Origin of the sequence: Brevundimonas vesicularis, from assembly GCF_027886425.1 — a bacterium.
GTDB classification, from domain to species: Bacteria; Pseudomonadota; Alphaproteobacteria; order Caulobacterales; family Caulobacteraceae; genus Brevundimonas; species Brevundimonas vesicularis_C.
In genome coordinates this window covers 2,537,733-2,556,736 of the sequence record NZ_CP115671.1, presented here as the reverse complement: position 1 = coordinate 2,556,736, position 19,004 = coordinate 2,537,733, and the positions used below count along the sequence as shown (strand labels likewise).

General features: G+C 61.2%; 12 protein-coding genes, 3 tRNA genes and 3 rRNA genes. 11 read left to right on the top strand and 7 right to left on the bottom strand.

From position 1 onward, the window contains the following. Window positions 1-109: 109 nt before the first annotated feature. From hfaD to hfaA, 3 genes are read right to left on the bottom strand one after another with little or no spacing between them, the layout of a single operon-like run. Window positions 110-1,369 (bottom strand): holdfast anchor protein HfaD, encoded by a 1,260-nt coding sequence (gene hfaD / locus PFY01_RS13065; protein WP_271041606.1) that lies wholly within the window; start codon window positions 1,367-1,369, stop codon window positions 110-112. After that, window positions 1,296-2,312, bottom strand: a complete 1,017-nt coding sequence (hfaB, locus tag PFY01_RS13060) for a holdfast anchoring protein HfaB (protein ID WP_039247049.1) — start codon at window positions 2,310-2,312, stop codon at window positions 1,296-1,298. The genes hfaD and hfaB overlap by 74 nt, the downstream gene beginning before the upstream one ends. Continuing rightward, window positions 2,309-2,749, bottom strand: coding sequence for a holdfast anchoring protein HfaA (gene hfaA / locus PFY01_RS13055; RefSeq protein ID WP_039247052.1), 441 nt, complete (start codon window positions 2,747-2,749; stop codon window positions 2,309-2,311). The genes hfaB and hfaA overlap by 4 nt, the downstream gene beginning before the upstream one ends. A gap of 119 nt (window positions 2,750-2,868) precedes the next feature. Here hfaA and PFY01_RS13050 point away from each other — a divergent pair, with 119 nt between their 5' ends. The 8 genes from PFY01_RS13050 to PFY01_RS13015 all read left to right on the top strand — a co-directional run bounded on the left by PFY01_RS13050 (window position 2,869) and on the right by PFY01_RS13015 (window position 9,910). Beyond that, a complete protein-coding gene (locus tag PFY01_RS13050) occupies window positions 2,869-3,540 on the top strand; it encodes a rhomboid family intramembrane serine protease (protein ID WP_271041605.1) in 672 nt (223 codons plus the stop codon). 102 nt (window positions 3,541-3,642) lie between these two features. Further along, complete coding sequence (locus PFY01_RS13045; RefSeq protein ID WP_271041604.1) at window positions 3,643-4,068, top strand: CBS domain-containing protein; 426 nt, start codon at window positions 3,643-3,645, stop codon at window positions 4,066-4,068. 630 nt (window positions 4,069-4,698) lie between these two features. After that, window positions 4,699-6,159 (top strand): 16S ribosomal RNA (locus PFY01_RS13040). Window positions 6,160-6,340: 181 nt separating this feature from the next. Beyond that, window positions 6,341-6,417, top strand: a tRNA-Ile gene (locus PFY01_RS13035). 73 nt (window positions 6,418-6,490) lie between these two features. Further along, window positions 6,491-6,566 (top strand) — tRNA-Ala (locus PFY01_RS13030). 200 nt (window positions 6,567-6,766) lie between these two features. Continuing rightward, a 23S ribosomal RNA gene (locus tag PFY01_RS13025) occupies window positions 6,767-9,544 on the top strand. Between the two features lie 87 nt (window positions 9,545-9,631). Continuing rightward, window positions 9,632-9,746, top strand: a 5S ribosomal RNA gene (rrf, locus tag PFY01_RS13020). The 16S, 23S and 5S rRNA genes sit together here with 3 tRNA genes alongside, the layout of an rRNA operon. A gap of 87 nt (window positions 9,747-9,833) precedes the next feature. Further along, window positions 9,834-9,910: transfer RNA gene (locus PFY01_RS13015), tRNA-Met, on the top strand. On the opposite strand, the gene PFY01_RS15645 is transcribed toward PFY01_RS13015, so the two are convergent. Next, window positions 9,867-11,495, bottom strand: a complete 1,629-nt coding sequence (locus PFY01_RS15645) for a recombinase family protein (protein ID WP_420197074.1) — start codon at window positions 11,493-11,495, stop codon at window positions 9,867-9,869. The two genes, PFY01_RS13015 and PFY01_RS15645, sit on opposite strands and share 44 nt — an antisense overlap. Before the next feature lie 404 nt (window positions 11,496-11,899). After that, window positions 11,900-12,109, bottom strand: a complete 210-nt coding sequence (locus PFY01_RS13005) for a helix-turn-helix domain-containing protein (RefSeq protein WP_271043062.1) — start codon at window positions 12,107-12,109, stop codon at window positions 11,900-11,902. A gap of 90 nt (window positions 12,110-12,199) precedes the next feature. Here PFY01_RS13005 and PFY01_RS13000 point away from each other — a divergent pair, with 90 nt between their 5' ends. Continuing rightward, a complete protein-coding gene (locus PFY01_RS13000) occupies window positions 12,200-13,021 on the top strand; it encodes a hypothetical protein (RefSeq protein WP_271041602.1) in 822 nt (273 codons plus the stop codon). Window positions 13,022-13,391: 370 nt separating this feature from the next. On the opposite strand, the gene PFY01_RS12995 is transcribed toward PFY01_RS13000, so the two are convergent. Both PFY01_RS12995 and PFY01_RS12990 read right to left on the bottom strand, forming a co-directional pair. Further along, entirely contained in the window at window positions 13,392-13,568 is a 177-nt protein-coding gene (locus tag PFY01_RS12995; protein WP_271041601.1) for a hypothetical protein, read from the bottom strand. A gap of 434 nt (window positions 13,569-14,002) precedes the next feature. Further along, complete coding sequence (locus tag PFY01_RS12990; protein WP_271041600.1) at window positions 14,003-17,257, bottom strand: error-prone DNA polymerase; 3,255 nt, start codon at window positions 17,255-17,257, stop codon at window positions 14,003-14,005. Window positions 17,258-17,367: 110 nt separating this feature from the next. On the opposite strand from PFY01_RS12990, the gene dinB reads away from it, so the two are divergent. Together dinB and PFY01_RS12980 are read left to right on the top strand one after the other, a co-directional pair. Continuing rightward, complete coding sequence (gene dinB / locus PFY01_RS12985) at window positions 17,368-18,441, top strand: DNA polymerase IV (RefSeq protein ID WP_271041599.1); 1,074 nt, start codon at window positions 17,368-17,370, stop codon at window positions 18,439-18,441. After that, on the top strand, window positions 18,438-18,932 hold the full coding sequence (locus PFY01_RS12980) for an alpha-ketoglutarate-dependent dioxygenase AlkB (RefSeq protein ID WP_271041598.1): 495 nt from the start codon (window positions 18,438-18,440) through the stop codon (window positions 18,930-18,932). Before dinB ends, PFY01_RS12980 begins: the two co-directional genes overlap by 4 nt. The last annotated feature ends 72 nt before the right edge of the window (window positions 18,933-19,004 follow it).

Genomic DNA, 19,004 nt, shown 5'->3' with positions numbered 1-19,004 from the left:
ATATCACTCCGAAACCGCAACCCCCGATGGCGCGATGCCGGATGTGTAAAGTGTGCTTGCCTTCGCCACAAGCGCGGCTGGCGAACCTTACCGACTTGTCATGTTCGGATCAGCCGCCGGGGCGGCTGATGTAGAAGCTGGCGCTGTTGCCGACGGCGTTGGCGCCGACCACGGCGGTGCGTCCGGACGAGACCGTGGCGTTGGTGGTCGCGGTGACATTGCCGCTGTTGGTCTGGTTGTTGTTGACGTTGACGTCGCCGCCGCACTGGGAACAGGCATAGCCCGTCACCGCATTGCCGACCGCGTCGGAGCCGACATAGGCGTCATAGCCGTTGACGCCGACATAGGTCGCGTTGGCCTCGACCCCGCCGGTGTTCAGCTGAGTGTTGTCCAGCTTCAGATAGATGTCGTTGTTGCCGGCGACCGTCTCGTTGGCGACGCTGCGGGCCGCCAGAACCGTCTGGCCCTGGAGGTTGGTCTGGACGCGGGCGTCGGCGCGGACGCGGCCGGCGTTGGCCTGGTCCGTCTGGATCAGCATGGAGCCGCCGGCGTTGGCGGTGATCGCCTGATTGGCCCCGGCGTTGGCGCCGACCGTCAGGTCCCAGCCGTTGTCGACATAGACGTCGGTGCGCGCCTCGGTCGTCGAGGCGGCGTTCGACTGGCGGATGGCCAAGTCCTGGTGCGAGGCGCCGGTGGTGTTCGTCTGGACCGCATTGGCGACAGCCTGGGACGAGAAGGTCGCGGGCGCGGGGATGTATTGAACGTCGGCGACGGTCTCGGCGAAGACGGTGGTCTGGGCCCTCTGGTCGATGACGCCGGTCAGGGACGAGGAGGGGCCGCCCAGGGCGACGGCGTTGGCGACGGCGGTGCTGGTCGCGAAACCGCCCTGCAGCACGCGGCCGTTCGGCGCCTGAACATAGGTTCCGGCCTCGACCCGGTCGCCGGTCGCGGACTGGCTGGCGTCCACGGCGAAGGTCGCGCGATCGGTGGTGACGCCGAGATAGTTGCCGCGCGCGGTCGTATCGACGCTGAGCTGACCGTCGGCTTCTCCGTTCACAACCACATTGCTGCGGGCCAACGTGGCGCCGGTCATCGACTGGCGCGAGACCAGGCCGGCGGAGGCGGCAGTGACCCCGCCCGCAAGCGCATTGCCTTGGGCGTTTGTGCTGACGGTCACCTGATCGACGGACAGGTCGATATCCACCAGGCCGGTGACGTCGCCGGTCTGGGTCTGGGTGCTGGAGCAGCTTTCGCCGGCTTGCGGATCGCAGGCCGGCGTCTGCTGCGCGCTCGCCTCAGTGGCGAGTGCGGCGAACGTCGCCGTCGCGGCCATCATGCCAACGAGACGGATCGGCGCGGGTCTGGCCATTGTTGGTGTCCTGAGTGGGATAGGCCGGATAATAGCCGCCGGTCGGGCCGACCGTGGAATCGCCGAGCGGGTCGTTGGCGGGGTTCAGGCAGATTTCGGGGCCTGGCGCGCCATAGAGGTTGGCCATGAACTCGACCGTGGCCCGTTCGACCAGGGCGCGGACGGCCAGTTGCGTCGGCTCCATCCCGCCCGTGCCGGCCGAGATGTCGAACACGTTGCCGTTCAGGAAGTCGAACACGCCGGCCGAGATTTCGCGGCCGATGATCTGCTTCTGATAGGAGACGACATCGACGACCTCCAGCGTGGTCGTCTGGACCAGGCGCAGATCCATGGCGATGTTCATCACATAGACGCGGTGATTGACGATGCCCGAGCCGGGGCGGTTGCTGTCGACCTCGCCGCCGGCGATGTCGAAGCCGCCGGAGCGGATGTTGTAATTCACCTCGGTGATGCCGCCGACGACATAGAAGTCAGAGCCCGGCACCTGGCCTGCCAGGATGCGGCGGTACTGGGTGTCCTCTGGCCCCTTGGCGTCGGGAGCTTGGTCGCCGATCAGCTTGTTGTTGGCGTAGCGCAGCTCAAGCTCGGACACCGAGGTGTCGTAGCGTTCGACGATGCGGGCGCCGGCCTTGGCCAGCGCCGAGTTGGCCATCAGGGAGGCGCCGCCGGTGATCTGGCGGCCGCCGTCGGATGACACCGTGCCGGTGTAGTCGCTGATCCGGCCCACGGCCATGCGCGGCGAGGGCAGGTTGTAGCGACGGGCGTAGTCGGCCAGGCAATACAGGGCGGCGGAATAGGGCGTGGGGTTTGCGGTCACCGGCGCATTGCCGATCGGCGTCGCATATTGACCCGACGGACCCGCGACCGGGCTGACGCAGCCGGCGAGCAGAAGGGCGACGGCCGAGACGGCGGCGGACCCCTTGATAAGATGACGTCGGCTCATGGCAGGTTGATGTTCCCGTTCAGGGCCGTACCGGCGTTGATGGCGCCGGTATTGGTCTGGGTCGAGTTGACGATGACGGTGTTGCGGCTGCCCTGGACCACCACGTTCAGCTGATTGCCGATGGCGGTGGAGCCGCCGATGGTCGTGCCGCCGTTGCTGGACGCGCCTGCGCCGGCATAGGCCGAGGCCGCGCCGCCGGACTGGCTGGAATAGGATGAGGCGCCGGACTGGATGATGCCGTTGACGATCAGACGATTGCCGTTGGCGTCGCGGGTATAGCCGGTCGCGGCCGTATTGGCGGCCGTTCGCGCGCCGCCGTAGCCCTGCTGGAAGCGCGCAGCGCCGCCCGAACCCGTCGACTGCGCAATCGCCGGCACGCTCGCAGCGGCGGCGAAAGCCATGACGGCGGTGGATACAAACAGCCTCTTGGCGGGCATTCCGGGGTTCCTCGCGCACAAACGGACGCCGGACCACGAGCGTGATCCGCACCCCAACCTGCATTAAGGTTATTAAGAAGCGCTTGATGTGACGCAGGTCACTGAGCATTTGTGGCGTCATGTCAGACGCATCCGGTCGATTCGATCCGCCGAACAACCGCCCGGCGCGAGAGCCGATGTTCAATGTGCCGCTGGTCGTGCTGCTGATCGCGGCGTCGATGCCGACGCTCTTTTTCTTCCAGCGCGACCTGCCCGACATGGGCATGAGCATGGCCTTCGCGCCCCTTGATCTGGAGCAGGGGCGGTGGGGCGGGCTGCTGACGGCCATGCTGCTGCACGGCGGCTGGACCCACGCCATCATGAATGCGGTGGCGGCGCTGGCGTTCGGGACGCCGGTGGCGCGGCTGTTCGGGACCAAGGTTGGTCCGACGGTCTTTCTGCTCTTCTATCTGGTGTGCGGGGTCTTGGCGTCGCTGGGCTATGGACTGATCCACTGGGGATCCAGCGAGCCGATGGTCGGCGCGTCCGGCGCCGTCTTCGGCCTGATCGGCGCCGCGACGCGATTGCTGGGAGGGCAGGGCAGAGTGCTGCCGATGGGTGATCGCCGCGTGATCGGCGCGGCCATCACCTGGATGGCGGTCAACGCCGTGACCGGAATGATCGGCGGACTACCCGGCGCCGAAGGGGCCAGCATCGCCTGGGAAGCGCATGCGGTCGGGTTCGTCGTCGGCTTTCTGGCCATCGGTCCCTTGGGGCGGCTGTTCGGAACGAGGGCCGCACCTCATCGCTGAGGCGCGTTGATTCCGGATGGGGGCTGAGCGATCATCGCTCCCTGAGCGGCCCTGTCGCCATTCCGGCCCTGCGGTCGTCTCTTATAGAGAGAAGGGACCGCGATGTTCGTCGCCGAAATCCTCAAGACCAAGGGAAACGCCGTCTTCTCCATCGCGCCGGATCTGACGGTGACGCAGGCGTGCGCAGAACTGGAGCAGAAGCGGGTCGGAGCATTGGTCGTCTGTGACGGCGACAGCGTGGTTGGGGTGTTTTCCGAACGCGATGTGGTCAAGGCGTTGGCGGCCGATGGCGCCGATGCGCTGCCCCGTCCGGTCGCAGACTATATGACGGCCAAGGTGATCTATGCCGAACCGGCCGAGGAGATGTCGGCCTTGATGACCCGCATGACCGATCGGCGCATTCGGCATCTGCCGGTCATGCAGGCGGATCGTCTGGTCGGCGTCATCTCCATCGGCGACGTGGTGAAGTGCCAGATCGCCGAACACGCCCATGAGGCCGAGAGCTTGCGGACCTATATTGCAGGCTGAGAGGCGCGCGCGGTGTTGGCCGATCCCGGTTTTGCGAGAAACTTCCCCGGTCGTGTCAGAATCCGCTTGCTGACAAATCCGCCTCTCCGTATAGAGCCGCCTCGCTCGGAAACGGGCTGGCCGGCGGGGCCGCGGGGGTGAAAGTCTCCTAGGTCCCACGAAAGAAAGAAGCGAAAAACTTCTTGCTTTCATCGGTTGGTTTCACTAGGTTCCGCGCTCCAATCGAATCGCCGACGGGTTTTTAGAGGTAAGCCTCGCTTTCCTCCGGTGGTTTCTTGCGGTCTGAAGGGTTCGCTCTTCTCTCCGAAAGATCTCTGAAAAGAGCGGTTGACACGGGGTTTGCGGTTCTCTAAATCGCCGCCTCCGCCGACGACACGGCGTTAAACGGTCGGGCCTCTTCGGAGGTTCCAGGGTCTTTGACATTGTTGATTTGGAAAGAGAAACGCAGGCGGCGGTGTTCTTGCGATAGTCCTCAGAGGCTATCATACGACACTGACTATCTGCGGTCTTTTTGAAAAGATACCATGCGTCGGTCTTCGGATCGATGACGTGGGAACTCGTCAATAAAATACGTAGAACTAATGCCAAGGACGACTTCGGTCGGTCCGATGCTTAGGTCAGAAGTCAACTCAACCTGAGAGTTTGATCCTGGCTCAGAGCGAACGCTGGCGGCAGGCCTAACACATGCAAGTCGAACGAACTCTTCGGAGTTAGTGGCGGACGGGTGAGTAACACGTGGGAACGTGCCTTTAGGTTCGGAATAACTCAGGGAAACTTGTGCTAATACCGAATGTGCCCTTCGGGGGAAAGATTTATCGCCTTTAGAGCGGCCCGCGTCTGATTAGCTAGTTGGTGAGGTAAAGGCTCACCAAGGCGACGATCAGTAGCTGGTCTGAGAGGATGATCAGCCACATTGGGACTGAGACACGGCCCAAACTCCTACGGGAGGCAGCAGTGGGGAATCTTGCGCAATGGGCGAAAGCCTGACGCAGCCATGCCGCGTGAATGATGAAGGTCTTAGGATTGTAAAATTCTTTCACCGGGGACGATAATGACGGTACCCGGAGAAGAAGCCCCGGCTAACTTCGTGCCAGCAGCCGCGGTAATACGAAGGGGGCTAGCGTTGCTCGGAATTACTGGGCGTAAAGGGAGCGTAGGCGGACATTTAAGTCAGGGGTGAAATCCCGGGGCTCAACCTCGGAATTGCCTTTGATACTGGGTGTCTTGAGTATGAGAGAGGTGTGTGGAACTCCGAGTGTAGAGGTGAAATTCGTAGATATTCGGAAGAACACCAGTGGCGAAGGCGACACACTGGCTCATTACTGACGCTGAGGCTCGAAAGCGTGGGGAGCAAACAGGATTAGATACCCTGGTAGTCCACGCCGTAAACGATGATTGCTAGTTGTCGGGATGCATGCATTTCGGTGACGCAGCTAACGCATTAAGCAATCCGCCTGGGGAGTACGGTCGCAAGATTAAAACTCAAAGGAATTGACGGGGGCCCGCACAAGCGGTGGAGCATGTGGTTTAATTCGAAGCAACGCGCAGAACCTTACCACCTTTTGACATGCCTGGACCGCCACGGAGACGTGGCTTTCCCTTCGGGGACTAGGACACAGGTGCTGCATGGCTGTCGTCAGCTCGTGTCGTGAGATGTTGGGTTAAGTCCCGCAACGAGCGCAACCCTCGCCATTAGTTGCCATCATTTAGTTGGGAACTCTAATGGGACTGCCGGTGCTAAGCCGGAGGAAGGTGGGGATGACGTCAAGTCCTCATGGCCCTTACAGGGTGGGCTACACACGTGCTACAATGGCGACTACAGAGGGTTAATCCTTAAAAGTCGTCTCAGTTCGGATTGTCCTCTGCAACTCGAGGGCATGAAGTTGGAATCGCTAGTAATCGCGGATCAGCATGCCGCGGTGAATACGTTCCCGGGCCTTGTACACACCGCCCGTCACACCATGGGAGTTGGTTCTACCCGAAGGCGCTGCGCTGACCGCAAGGAGGCAGGCGACCACGGTAGGGTCAGCGACTGGGGTGAAGTCGTAACAAGGTAGCCGTAGGGGAACCTGCGGCTGGATCACCTCCTTTCTAAGGATGCTTCTCCAGGCCGTCTCTCACGAGACTGTCTATTGAGGCTCCAATAAACGGCGGAACGCCGCCGTCTCCGTTTCTCTTTCCACTTTCGTCATCGACGCCTCGGCCATACGGGTCGTTGAGTTGGTGACGCGATCGCGAGCCTGGGTGTTTATGACCCGGCTGTCGCTGCCATAGGCCCGTAGCTCAGGTGGTTAGAGCGTACGCCTGATAAGCGTAAGGTCGGCAGTTCGAGTCTGCCCGGGCCTACCAGCCCTGCTGGACTCCAGCCTTGGACAGTATCGTATGACAGCTCTCCTGGGCTTCGCACCATTCCTGATGGAATGGGGCCATAGCTCAGTTGGTAGAGCGCCTGCTTTGCAAGCAGGATGTCGTCGGTTCGACTCCGTCTGGCTCCACCAGGATCTCGTGATCGCATTCAAGTTTGCCGTCGGCCTTCGGGTTGGCGTGCATTGATATCGTAAAGGAAGAACGTGACCGGCTCCCCTGAGCTTTGAGGTCCTGTTCGAGAAGAAGACATTGTCTGACAAAAATCAGGCTTGGTCCCCCGGCATCTTTCCAGTCGGGCGGAATACACCAAGCATGAGTTTTGCTGAGAAACGATCAAACGTTGAAGGGCTTCTGACGGATGCCTTGGCGTAGAGAGGCGATGAAGGACGTGGCAAGCTGCGATAAGAACCGGGGAGGCGCTAGCACCCTTTGATCCGGTTATTTCCGAATGGGGAAACCCACCTTTACAGTCTTCCAACTCTGCTCTTCGGGGCAGCGATTGGCGGATTGTTAAAAGGTATAATGAGCTGAATACATAGGCTTCATTAAGCGAACCCGGGGAACTGAAACATCTCAGTACCCGGAGGAAAGGACATCAACCGAGACTCCCGTAGTAGTGGCGAGCGAACCGGGACCAGGCCAGTGCTCTTGTGAAATAAAGACGAACGATCTGGAAAGGTCGGCCATAGTGGGTGAAAGCCCCGTAGTCATCAAACAGCAAGAGACTCGAGTAGGGCGGGACACGTGAAATCCTGTCTGAACATGGGGGGACCACCCTCCAAGCCTAAGTACTCCTCTACGACCGATAGTGAACAAGTACCGTGAGGGAAAGGTGAAAAGCACCCCGACAAGGGGAGTGAAACAGATCCTGAAATCGGAAGCCTACAAGCAGTCGGAGCCGCCAAGCGCGGTGACGGCGTACCTTTTGTATAATGGGTCAGCGACTTCATGTGTCGAGCAAGCTTAAGCCGTTAGGTGTAGGCGCAGCGAAAGCGAGTCTGAATAGGGCGCTAAGTTCGACGTATGACGACCCGAAACCAGGTGATCTATCCATGAGCAGGTTGAAGGTTGGGTAACACCAACTGGAGGACCGAACCCGTGAATGTTGAAAAATTCTGGGATGACTTGTGGATAGGGGTGAAAGGCCAATCAAACCTGGACATAGCTGGTTCTCCGCGAAATCTATTTAGGTAGAGCGTCCGACGAATTCCTTGGGGGTAGAGCACTGGATGGTTGCGGGCTGCGCGAGCGGTACCAATACTAACCAAACTCCGAATACCCAAGAGAACTATCGGGCAGACACACGGCGGGTGCTAACGTCCGTCGTGAAAAGGGAAACAACCCTAACCATCATCTAAGGCCCCCAAGTCACGGCTAAGTGGGAAACGATGTGGGATTGCTTTGACAATCAGGAGGTTGGCTTAGAAGCAGCCATCCTTTAAAGAAAGCGTAACAGCTCACTGATCAAGCGATCCTGCGCGGAAAATGTAACGGGGCTCAAGCCGTGCGCCGAAGATATGGGTTTGCAGTTTACTGCAAGCGGTAGCGGAGCGTTCCGTAGGCCGGTGAAGGTCAGGCGTGAGCCTGGCTGGAGGTATCGGAAGTGAGAATGCTGACATGAGTAACGATAAGAGTGTGAGAGACACTCTCGCCGAAAGACCAAGGGTTCCTGCGTAAAGCTAATCTGCGCAGGGTTAGTCGGCCCCTAAGGCGAGGCTGAAAAGCGTAGTCGATGGGAAGCAGGTAAATATTCCTGCACCAGCTGGAAGTGACGGATGGCTTAACTCGTACCCATTTATTGGATTGTGTGTGCGGGGGCGTTGTCCCAGGAAATAACTCCAGCAGAGACCGTACCCGAAACCGACACAGGTGGTCAGGTAGAGCATACCAAGGCGTTTGAGAGAACTATGCTGAAGGAACTCGGCAAATTGCACGCGTAACTTCGGAATAAGCGTGACTCACCTTGCGCAAGCAGGACTGAGTGGCACAAGCCAGGGGGTAGCGACTGTTTAGCAAAAACACAGGGCTCTGCGAAGCAGCAATGCGACGTATAGGGTCTGACGCCTGCCCGGTGCCTGAAGGTTAAAGGGAGATGTGAAAGCGTCGAACTGAAGCCCAGGTAAACGGCGGCCGTAACTATAACGGTCCTAAGGTAGCGAAATTCCTTGTCGGGTAAGTTCCGACCTGCACGAATGGCGTAACGACTTCCCCACTGTCTCCAGCATAGGCTCAGTGAAATTGAATTCCCCGTGAAGATGCGGGGTTCCCGCGGTCAGACGGAAAGACCCTATGAACCTTTACTATAGCTTCGCCTTGGCGTTAGCGACCGTATGTGTAGGATAGGTGGGAGACTATGAAACCGGGGCGCCAGCTCTGGTGGAGTCGTCCTTGAAATACCACCCTTACTGTCGTTGACGTCTAACCGAGGGCCGTTATCCGGTCCCGGGACATGGCGTGGTGGGTAGTTTGACTGGGGCGGTCGCCTCCTAAAGTGTAACGGAGGCGCGCGATGGTGGGCTCAGACCGGTCGGAAATCGGTCGTCGAGTGCAATGGCATAAGCCCGCCTGACTGCGAGACTGACAAGTCGAGCAGAGACGAAAGTCGGCCATAGTGATCCGGTGGTCCCGAGTGGAAGGGCCATCGCTCAACGGATAAAAGGTACTCTAGGGATAACAGGCTGATTTTGCCCAAGAGTCCATATCGACGGCAAAGTTTGGCACCTCGATGTCGGCTCATCACATCCTGGGGCTGGAGCAGGTCCCAAGGGTATGGCTGTTCGCCATTTAAAGTGGTACGTGAGCTGGGTTCAGAACGTCGTGAGACAGTTTGGTCCCTATCTGCCGTGGGTGTTCGAAGCTTGAGAGGATCTGTCCCTAGTACGAGAGGACCGGGATGGACATACCTCTGGTGTACCTGTCATGGCGCCAGCTGTGCAGCAGGGTAGCTAAGTATGGAATAGATAACCGCTGAAAGCATCTAAGCGGGAAACTAACCTCAAAACAAGGCTTCGCTGAGGATCGTGGAAGACTACCACGTTGATAGGCCAGGTGTGGAAGTGGGGCGACCCATGAAGCTTACTGGTACTAATAATCCGATCGGTTTGATCGTTTCTCAGCAAAACTCATTCGATGATTGCTCCTTGACCAGAGCAATCTCAGACAATGTCTTCTCATCATCCGCTGTCCCCCTGGTTGACCTGGTGGCTATGTCGGAGGTTCCCCACCCGATCCCATTCCGAACTCGGTCGTTAAGCCCTCCAGAGCCAATGGTACTTCGTCTCAAGGCGCGGGAGAGTAGGTCGCCGCCGGGTCTACCAGGCGGACAGCCGATGATGAACAAACACCGCAATCGCGGTCCTTCTCGAACCGTTCTTCCTTCACGATACACTACCGTTTGCCGCGGGATGGAGCAGCCCGGTAGCTCGTCAGGCTCATAACCTGAAGGTCGTAGGTTCAAATCCTACTCCCGCACCCAACTTCGTAGTATTTTCGCCGTCTTGGTTCACCAGGGCGGCGATTTTGCCTTGTACAGTCAAGCTAAACTTACCCCGCTCTTCCAACGGCGTGACCACTACGGTTCCAATCAATTTGCGCACCAAGTCCCGTGCTTCAGTCATTGCCTCGCTGTCGCTGAGAGCCAAGGCGCGCTCCAGCGAGTCCACGACGGTCCGGTAATGCTCGGCCACGCGAGGATGCAGGGCGACGACCGACGCCGCCGGTGCTTGGGCCAGCTCTGATTCAATCTCGCTTCGCCGCGCTTCCAGCGCGTCCAGGCGATCCTTGACTGCAGCGCCCGTAAGGACGCCATCGGCGATCTGGTCGACCAAGCGTTCGGCGCGGCGCTTCACCTCTGCAAGCTCACTGTCGAGTTTTGATCGAGCCTGGGTGATCCTACGCGCGTCATTCTCTGCTGCGAGCCTCGCCTCTTCGACGGCGAGCGCCACGCGTTCCGACACTAGAAGTCGGTTCTTGATCGCGGCGAGAACGCGCGCCTCGATCTCGACGCTCTTGATCCCGCGGCCGTTCGTGCATGCCGATTGTCCGCGTTCTCGTCGCCATGAGCACATAAAGCGTTGGTCGGCACCGCTACGGATCATCGGGCCGCCACAAACCCCGCAGGTCAGTTTTCCGCTTAGTAAGTACCTGGGCCGAACGGCTATGCGCGGGAACGGCCCTTGTGGCGATAGGGTGTTTTCCGCGTAGCGATCGCGAACCTTCGCCCATAGTTCTTCGGAGATGATCCGAAGATGCGGTGCCTCGGTCCGAATAATTTCTTCGGGATCCGCCGTTCGCGCCTGACGCTTTCCCGTGCGCCGGTCCTTGACCCAGGTTTGGCGACCAAAAACCAGGACGCCGCGATACAACTCATTATGGACGATCCCATTGCCGCGCTCGGCGTTGCCGTTGATCGTCGACGCGTTCCAGCTTCCGCCTCGCGGGCCGGGTATCCCGCGCATATTCAAGTCGCTCACGATCGCCCGAGGCGATTGGCCGGCGGCGTAGCGCCGAAAGATTTCTCCGACAACTTCTGCTTCACCAGGATCGATATCGCGAAGGCCCCGGATCGGTTCGCCGATGGCATCGACTTCTCGCCTGATTCTGTAGCCGTAGACACGGCTGCCAGTATGACGACCGGACCGGACGACGCCTTGAAGGCCGCGCCTTGTCTTTCGGCCTGTCTCGCGCAGTTGGAGGGCATTCATGGTGCCCATCAGCCCGATCTGAAGCTCGGATATGTCGCCTTCGGAGATCGTGCGGATTTTGACGCCGTGGAACCGCAGGTCCTCGAAGAGGGCCGCGAAATCGGCTTGGGACCTAGAGAGGCGATCTAACGCTTCACAAAGCACGACTTCAAACTCGCCGTTCTTCGCGCCGCGCATCAGGCTGTGCAACCCGGGCCGGTTTGCTGCGGACCCTCCCGAAATGGCGGCGTCCTCAAACGTCGCGACGATCTTGATCGCCTCCTTCGCTGCGAAGGAACGGCAGGTCGCAAACTGATCCGCGATCGACGCGACGTTTTGAAGGTCGGTCGAGTAACGGCCGTATAGGGCTGCACGCATCAGTTCAGGCTCCGGGCGATGGAAGATCGCCACGGTGCATATCGAGCGTCATACGCGCAAGGATGCGAGCCAGCTCGTCGAGAAGGGATTCGGCGACTGCAACGCGGCTGCTCGGCCATATCGCATCGCACACGCTAATCGCACGAGCGGTGTTGAGTATGACCTCAGTGTATTCGACTGCACAATCCTGCGAAAGGGGTAAGGCCGTAGCCTCGTCGTAGGAGTGGCGATGGCTTATTGCTGGAACGGTCGGAGTGAACCCCTCCAGATAGGTAATGGTTGTGGCTTCTGTTGAAGCCTCTATTGAGTCATTCATTATCCTAAACTTTCCGTTAAATTAAAACGATGGTTTAGGATCGGTCTTACGGCCTGATCAGACTGCTAAGCCGTAGGTTAGGGGAAGGTTAAGGCGGGGGTGCGCTCTGGTTGAACAACTCAGACGGTCCACAGCCAAGGCCGACAGCCAAGGCGTAGACCGCCTTGATGCCGACGTTGCGTTCGCCACGCTCAATGCCGCCGATATAGTTTCGGTGGAGCCCGGCTCTGTCGGCCAGTTCCTCTTGGCTTAGGCCAAGCGCAATCCGCCGCGACCTGACGGCGCGGCCAAAACTCACCAGTTCAGCGTCAACTTCCACGCAACCGCACTTGCGGCTGCCGCCCGATCTTCACTACACACTATCAGTGTGATTTGTGCGAGGGGTGTGATGGCTGATTTTGTCGATATTTCCGAGATGAGTTCCGAACTGCAGCTCATGATCGGAACAGGGTCGCATCTGGACCCAGCAGAGCTCGACCCGTTGATCATGCTTGCATCGCTTAGGGTTCTGCAGAACGCCGCCCGGGAAGGCTTAAACGACGACGCACTCACGATCCTTTCGCTATTGCTGATGGTTTGGGTTAGACAGCTACGGGACAATCCCGACAATGGGGGGTTGGTGAAGACGACCGCCGAGGATCTGGCCGACCTTTCAGGCTGGCGGTTCGAAAGGGTGCTAACATCCCTACAGACGCTGGCGCCGCATATCCTGATCGATGACCTCGCCCTGTTTGCTGAAGGGGATCTAGAGATTGGCTTGGCGCCTCTGCTTCATCATGACGACGCTGACTGCGGCGATCTATTGGTCCGGTATTGGACGGCTCACTATGTGATGAGAATGGCCCCCAAGCTCGAGGCTGCCGAGAAGGTCGTCGCGGAGGGGTTGGCACGAGCGAACGACCTTGTCGGTTCCGGCGAGCGCGTGGCGAAGCTGAAGGCTCGTTGGGATGCCTATCGAGCCCAGCGAGGAGGCCTCGCTCACTACACGGTGTACGGGGCCGGCGCGGACCTGGCCTCTTTCGTGGATGACGTCTCGACGCTAGAGGGATTGCACGACGCCGTGGTTGGTCTGATCGACCCCGCCAATCATGGGCCGCTGACCTTTGCTCAGGAATGCGGCCTTCTTGCGTGTACCAAGCTTCAGGCTCTCGCGATCAGTGCGGCTGAGCTGCAGCTGAACCCCGTCGAGACGAAGGGCGTTCGACACTGAAAAGCAGGCATTCGGACGTGTGCTCTGGTCGCCGTGCCGCCGCACAGCTTCGGTCACACGACATACTGCCGTGTACGAGAGCCACAGACTTTGTTGGGAGACGCCTGATGATGGACGTTCTTATATTCATGGCCGGTGGGTTCACCGCTGTGTTCATAGCCTGGTTGGTCAAGCCCATTTTTGGAGGGCTCATAGAAGGCATGAATGGCGGGACGAGCCGGCGTAAAAACAAGTCAGAGTAGCAGCTGGCTTCGCGTGTCGGTCGATGTATCGGCCGCGCGTTCCTCCGGCCCGGAGGATGTGCACGCCTTGTCGCGGTAGCCCTGCGCCTACTGGACGAGCGCAGCCGGATCAACGCGAGAAATTTAGGTCAAGATTGCGTGCTTGACTCGTCATGATCGCCGGCTCGGGCCTTTCGATCACACAGCGCTCGCGCCATTTTGGAGATCACCGTCTTGATGGCGAGGACCGCCACAATGGTGAACGAGAACACCAAAGCCATCTGCACAAAGTTCATCTGAAAGGCTTGCAGCTCAGCGTCGCTCACCGTCGTTCTCCTAGCTGGTTGTGCAGCCAAATCTTCCATCTCAAGCGCCATCCTAATCACAGCCTAGGGGGCGATAGCCCGTGCTCTAAACGACGGAACCAGACGACAAAAAACGTCTAACCCCAGTTGGGGGCCATTAGGAATATCATCCTGTGGAGGATGATGCACACCTTATGCACACCTGCGGTAGTATTAGGTGATTGTAAAACAACAAGAAAACTCGGGCGCAAAATAGGTTACAGGTGACCCAAAAATCTGTAGGGCTGATTTACCTAGATAAAACAGAAGGTTATATGGGTTGCGCGTAACCCATTTAAAGACACACATCTGTACGCCAGCTCAGCTTCACCCTCATCATGGGGGCATGGGTCCTGATCATGAAATGGCGATTTCACGATGGGGATTCTGACCCGTCCTGCGGTCGCTCCTGGCGACTATCGGAAATCGCGCGCCTTCGGCTTGATCGTGTCGAGATGTAGATCGGGAATGTAGATGTCCCGGACCTTGATCGCGCGAGGCGGCGAGTCGCGCGCATCCGGCGACCCGCCGCGATGGAATTCGTCGCCGCGCCCGTGGGGCAGGGGGAAGACCTCGCCCCGGTTGCCGACCGAGGCGAGCAGGGCCGATGCGTCATGAAGTCTGGTCGCGACGATGTGGACGACGTCGCCCTCGCGCTGAACCTTGCCGTCGACGACGAGCATGGAGGCCGACAGCACGATGCGGCGCTGCTGTTCGTAGAGGCTCGGCCAGATGACTAGATTGGCCACGCCGGTCTCGTCCTCGATGGTGATGAACATGACGCCCTTGGCGCTGCCGGGCTTCTGACGAACCAGCACGAGGCCTGCCACGCGCGTCAGCCGACCGTCGCGAATGGCGGTCCCATCGGCGCAGGTCATGACGTGGCGTGACTGCAGATCGCCGCGCAGGAAGCTCAGCGGATGATCACGCAGGGTCAGGCCGATGTGGCTGTAGTCCTCAACGACTTCCCGCCCGGGCGTCATCGGCTTGAGGCCCGGATCGGGCTCGGAGATTTCCGGCTTCTGGTCGTGGGCATCGGCGGCGGCAAATAGGGGAAGGGGCTCATCTCTTAGCCCCTTGATGGCCCAAAGCGCGTCGCGGCGGTCGAGGGAAAGGGCTGGACGGAAGGCGTCCGCCTCCGCCAGGCGGACGAGGCTGGCGACCTGGGCGCCGGCGCGTCGCCACAGGTCATCGATAGAGCGGAAGGCGCCTTCCGTCCGTGCCGCCAAAATGCGGGCGGCGTCGCCGTTCACCAGGCCGCGCACCATGCGAAGGCCGAGGCGGACGGCGAACCTGCCGTCCTCGCCCACAGGCTCCAAGGTGCAGTCCCAGCGGCTGGCGTTGACGCAGACGGGCCGGATCTCGACGCCGTGCTGCTGGGCGTCGCGGACGATCTGCGCCGGGGCATAGAAGCCCATGGGCTGGGCGTTCAGAAGCGCAGCGCAGAAGACATCCGGGTGATGGCATTTAAGCCAGGAGGAGGCGTAGGCGATCAGGGCGAAGGAGGCCGCATGGCTTTCCGGAAAGCCGTAGGAGCCGAAGCCCTCAAGCTGGCTGAAGGTCTTCTCGGCGAAGGCGGCGTCATAGCCGCGCTCGACCATGCCGCTGATCAGCTTGTCCTTGAAATGGCTGACCCCGCCGGTGAACTTGAACGTCGCCATGGCGCGGCGGAGCTGGTCGGCCTCCGATGCGGTGAAGCCGGCGCATTCGATCGCGACCCGCATGGCCTGTTCCTGGAACAGGGGCACGCCCAGGGTCTTGCCCAGCACCTTTTCCAGCTCGGGCTTGGGATAGACCACGTCCTCCTTGCCCTCCCTGCGGCGCAGATAGGGATGAACCATATCGCCCTGGATCGGGCCGGGGCGGACGATGGCGACCTCGATGACCAGATCGTAGAAGGTGCGAGGCTTGATGCGCGGGAGCATGGCCATCTGGGCCCGGCTCTCGATCTGGAAGACCCCGAGGGTGTCGGCCTTGCGGATCATCGCATAGGTCCGGGGATCCTCGGCCGGGATAGTGGCGAGGTCGAGCGCGATCCCCTTGTGCTCGGCCAAGAGGTCGAAGCCGCGCTTCATGCAGCTGAGCATGCCGAGCGCCAGCACATCGACCTTCATGAACTTCAGGACGTCGATGTCGTCCTTGTCCCATTCGATGACCTGGCGATCCTTCATCGCCGCCGGCTCGATCGGGACCAGGTCGTCCAGGCGGTCGTGGGTCAAGACGAAGCCGCCGGGGTGCTGGCTGAGGTGGCGCGGGGCGCCGATCAACTGGCGCGACAGCTCCAGCGCCAGGCGAAGCCGCCGGTCTTCCAGATTGAGGTTGAGGTCCGCGACATGCTTGTCCTCGACGCCCTCGCTGGAATAGCTCCAGACCTGGGACGACAGGGTCTTGATCAAGTCCTCGCTCAGACCCAGCGCCTTGCCGACGTCGCGCAGGGCACCGCGCGAGCGATAGCGGGTGACGACGGAGCAGAGGGCCGCATGGTTGCGGCCGTAGGTCTCGAAGATCCACTGCATGACGACCTCGCGCCGCTCGTGCTCGAAATCGACATCGATGTCCGGCGGCTCGCGGCGCTCCTGGCTGACGAAGCGTTCGAACAGCAGATCATTGCGGCCTGGATCGATCGAGGTGATGCCCAGGACATAGCAGACGGCGGAGTTGGCGGCCGAACCACGACCCTGGCACAGGATGTCCTGGCTGCGGGCGAAGCGAACGATCGAATGGACCGTCAGGAAGTAGGGGGCGTAGTCGAGCTGGCCGATCAGATCGAGTTCGTGCCGAAGCGTCTTGCGCACGCTGTCCGGCAGCCCTTCCGGATAGCGCTCGGCGGCTCCGGCCCAGGTCAGCTGTTCCAGCGTCTGCTGCGGCGTCATGCCCGGTGTCGAAACCTCGTCGGGGTATTGATAGGCCAGCTCATCCAGCGAGAACCGGCAGCGATTGGCGATCTCGGCCGAGCGGGCCAAGGCCTCGGGATAGGCCTTGAACAGGCGGTGCATCTCGTGGGGCGGCTTCAGATATCGATCCGCATGGCGTTCGCGCCGGAAGCCCAGCTCGTCGATGGTGCAGCCGTGCCGAACACAGGTGACCACATCCTGCAGCAGGCGTTGGTCCGGATGATGAAACAGGACGTCGTTGGTCACCACGGTCGGCACGCCCGCCTGGACGGCGAGGTTCGACAGGTCGTGCAGCCGCAAGGCATCGCGGGGGCGTCGCCGCAGCGTCAGGGCGAGATAGGCGCCCGCGGGAAAGGTCGCCTTCAGCCGTCGCAGATTGGCGGCGCAGGCCTCGTCCGCCTCGTCCGGTACCAGGATGGCGATAAGGCCCTCCGACCAATCTTTCAGATCCGACCAGTCGAGGTGGCATTTGGCCTTGCCGGCGCGGCGCTTGCCCAGGGAGAGCAGGCGGGTCAATCGGGAATAGGCGGGCCGGTCGGTCGGATAGACGAGCACCCCCGTCCCATCGATCAGATCAAGCCGACAGCCGACGATCAGCCGTACGCCGGAGGCCTTGGCCGCCTCATGGGCGCGCACGATCCCCGCTAGCGAGTTGCGATCGACGATGGCCAGGGCGTCCAGCCCGCACAGCCGGGCCTGTTCGAACAGCAGCTCGCAACTGCTGGCGCCGCGCAGGAAGGAGAAGTGCGAAGTGGCTTGAAGCTCGACGTAAGACATAGGGATTGAGCGGCTGTTCGACCTCCCCGACAGCACTCCGGCAAGCCGATTGGCAAGCGTGGCCTTGGACAAATGTTTTCTTTTTGTTCTGGTCTTGATATGCACGGCGCATGTCTGGCGTCGCCACCCGCAAGATCGTCCATGTGGACATGGACGCCTTCTTCGCCTCCGTCGAACAGAGGGACGATCCGGCCCTGCGCGGACGGCCGGTGGCGGTGGGGCACGCGGCGGCGCGCGGCGTGGTCGCCGCCGCCAGCTATGAGGCGCGGCGGTTCGGGGTGCGCTCGGCCATGCCCTCCACAACCGCCCTGCGCAAATGCCCGGACCTCGTCTTCGCCCCGCCGCGCTTCGAGGTCTATCGCGCGGTCTCGGCGCAGATCCATGCGATCTTCGCCGACTACACCGACCTGATCGAGCCCCTGTCGCTGGACGAGGCTTATCTCGATGTGACTTCAGATCGGCGCGGCCTGGGGACCGCCTCGGCGACGGCGGAGGCGATTCGGCGGCGGATCCTCGAGGAGACCGGCCTGACGGCCTCGGCCGGGATTTCGTACAACAAGTTTCTGGCCAAGCTGGCGTCGGACCAGAACAAGCCGAACGGCCGATTTGTGGTGGCGCCCGGGCGCGGCGAGGCCTTCGTCGAGGATTTGCCGGTCCGGCGGTTCCACGGCGTGGGACCGGTGACGGCCGCCAAGATGGAAGGGCTAGGGATCCGCACCGGCGCGGATCTGCGCCGGCAGTCCCTGGCCTTTCTCCAGCACCATTTCGGCAAGTCCGGGCCTTGGTACTACGCCATCGCGCGCGGGCAGGACGACCGGGCGGTCAATCCGGACCGGACGCGCAAATCGAGCGGGTCGGAGACGACCTTCGCCACCGACCTGACCGATCCGGACGCGATCGAGGCCGGGGTGGCGGCCATGGGCGACGATGTCTGGGCCTGGTGCGAGAAGACCGGTAGTCGGGGACGGACGGTGACCGTCAAGGTCAAATGGGCCGACTTCCAGCAATCGACGCGAAGCCGGTCCCTTTCCGAGCCTGTGGCCTCCCGCCAAGCCCTGCACGAGGTCAGTCGGGTGCTGGTCCGGTCCCTCTACCCGCCAGACCGGGGCGTGCGCCTGGTCGGGGTAAGCCTGTCCAATCTGCAGACGACCGGCGCTGCGGCGAACGAACTGGCCCTGTCGTGACCGGCCTGTCTCAGATCGACCTGTTCGGCGATGAAACCCTACGCACGCCCGTCATGGAGGGATTCGACTATTGGGCCGACGTCCTGTCGGCGCCCGAACAGGCCGCGCTGGTCGCTGCGCTCCAGACCCTCGCGTTCAAGCCCTATGAGCATCTGGGCTACCTTGGCCATCGCCGGATCGCGGCCTTTGATCGAGCAGCCCACGGCGCGGGATGGCCGGCGTTCCTCTCGCACTTGCTGGCGCGCTTGGCGGGCCGGCTCGATCTTGACGGCGCGGCCTTTGTCCAGGTTCTGGTCAATGAATATGCCCCGGGCGCCGGCATCGGCTGGCATCGCGACCGCCCCGTCTACGGCGAGATCCTGGGCCTTTCCCTGCTGGCGCCCTGCGTGATGCGGCTGCGCCGTCGCGAGGGCGCAGGCTTTCTGCGTCGAAATGCGCCGCTGGCGTGCGGCTCGGCCTATCGGTTGTCTGGGGAGGCGCGCGCGGACTGAGCATTCGATCACGCCGATGACGGCCTTGCGCTATTCCATCACCTTCCGGACCCTGGCCGCCTGACGATCGAT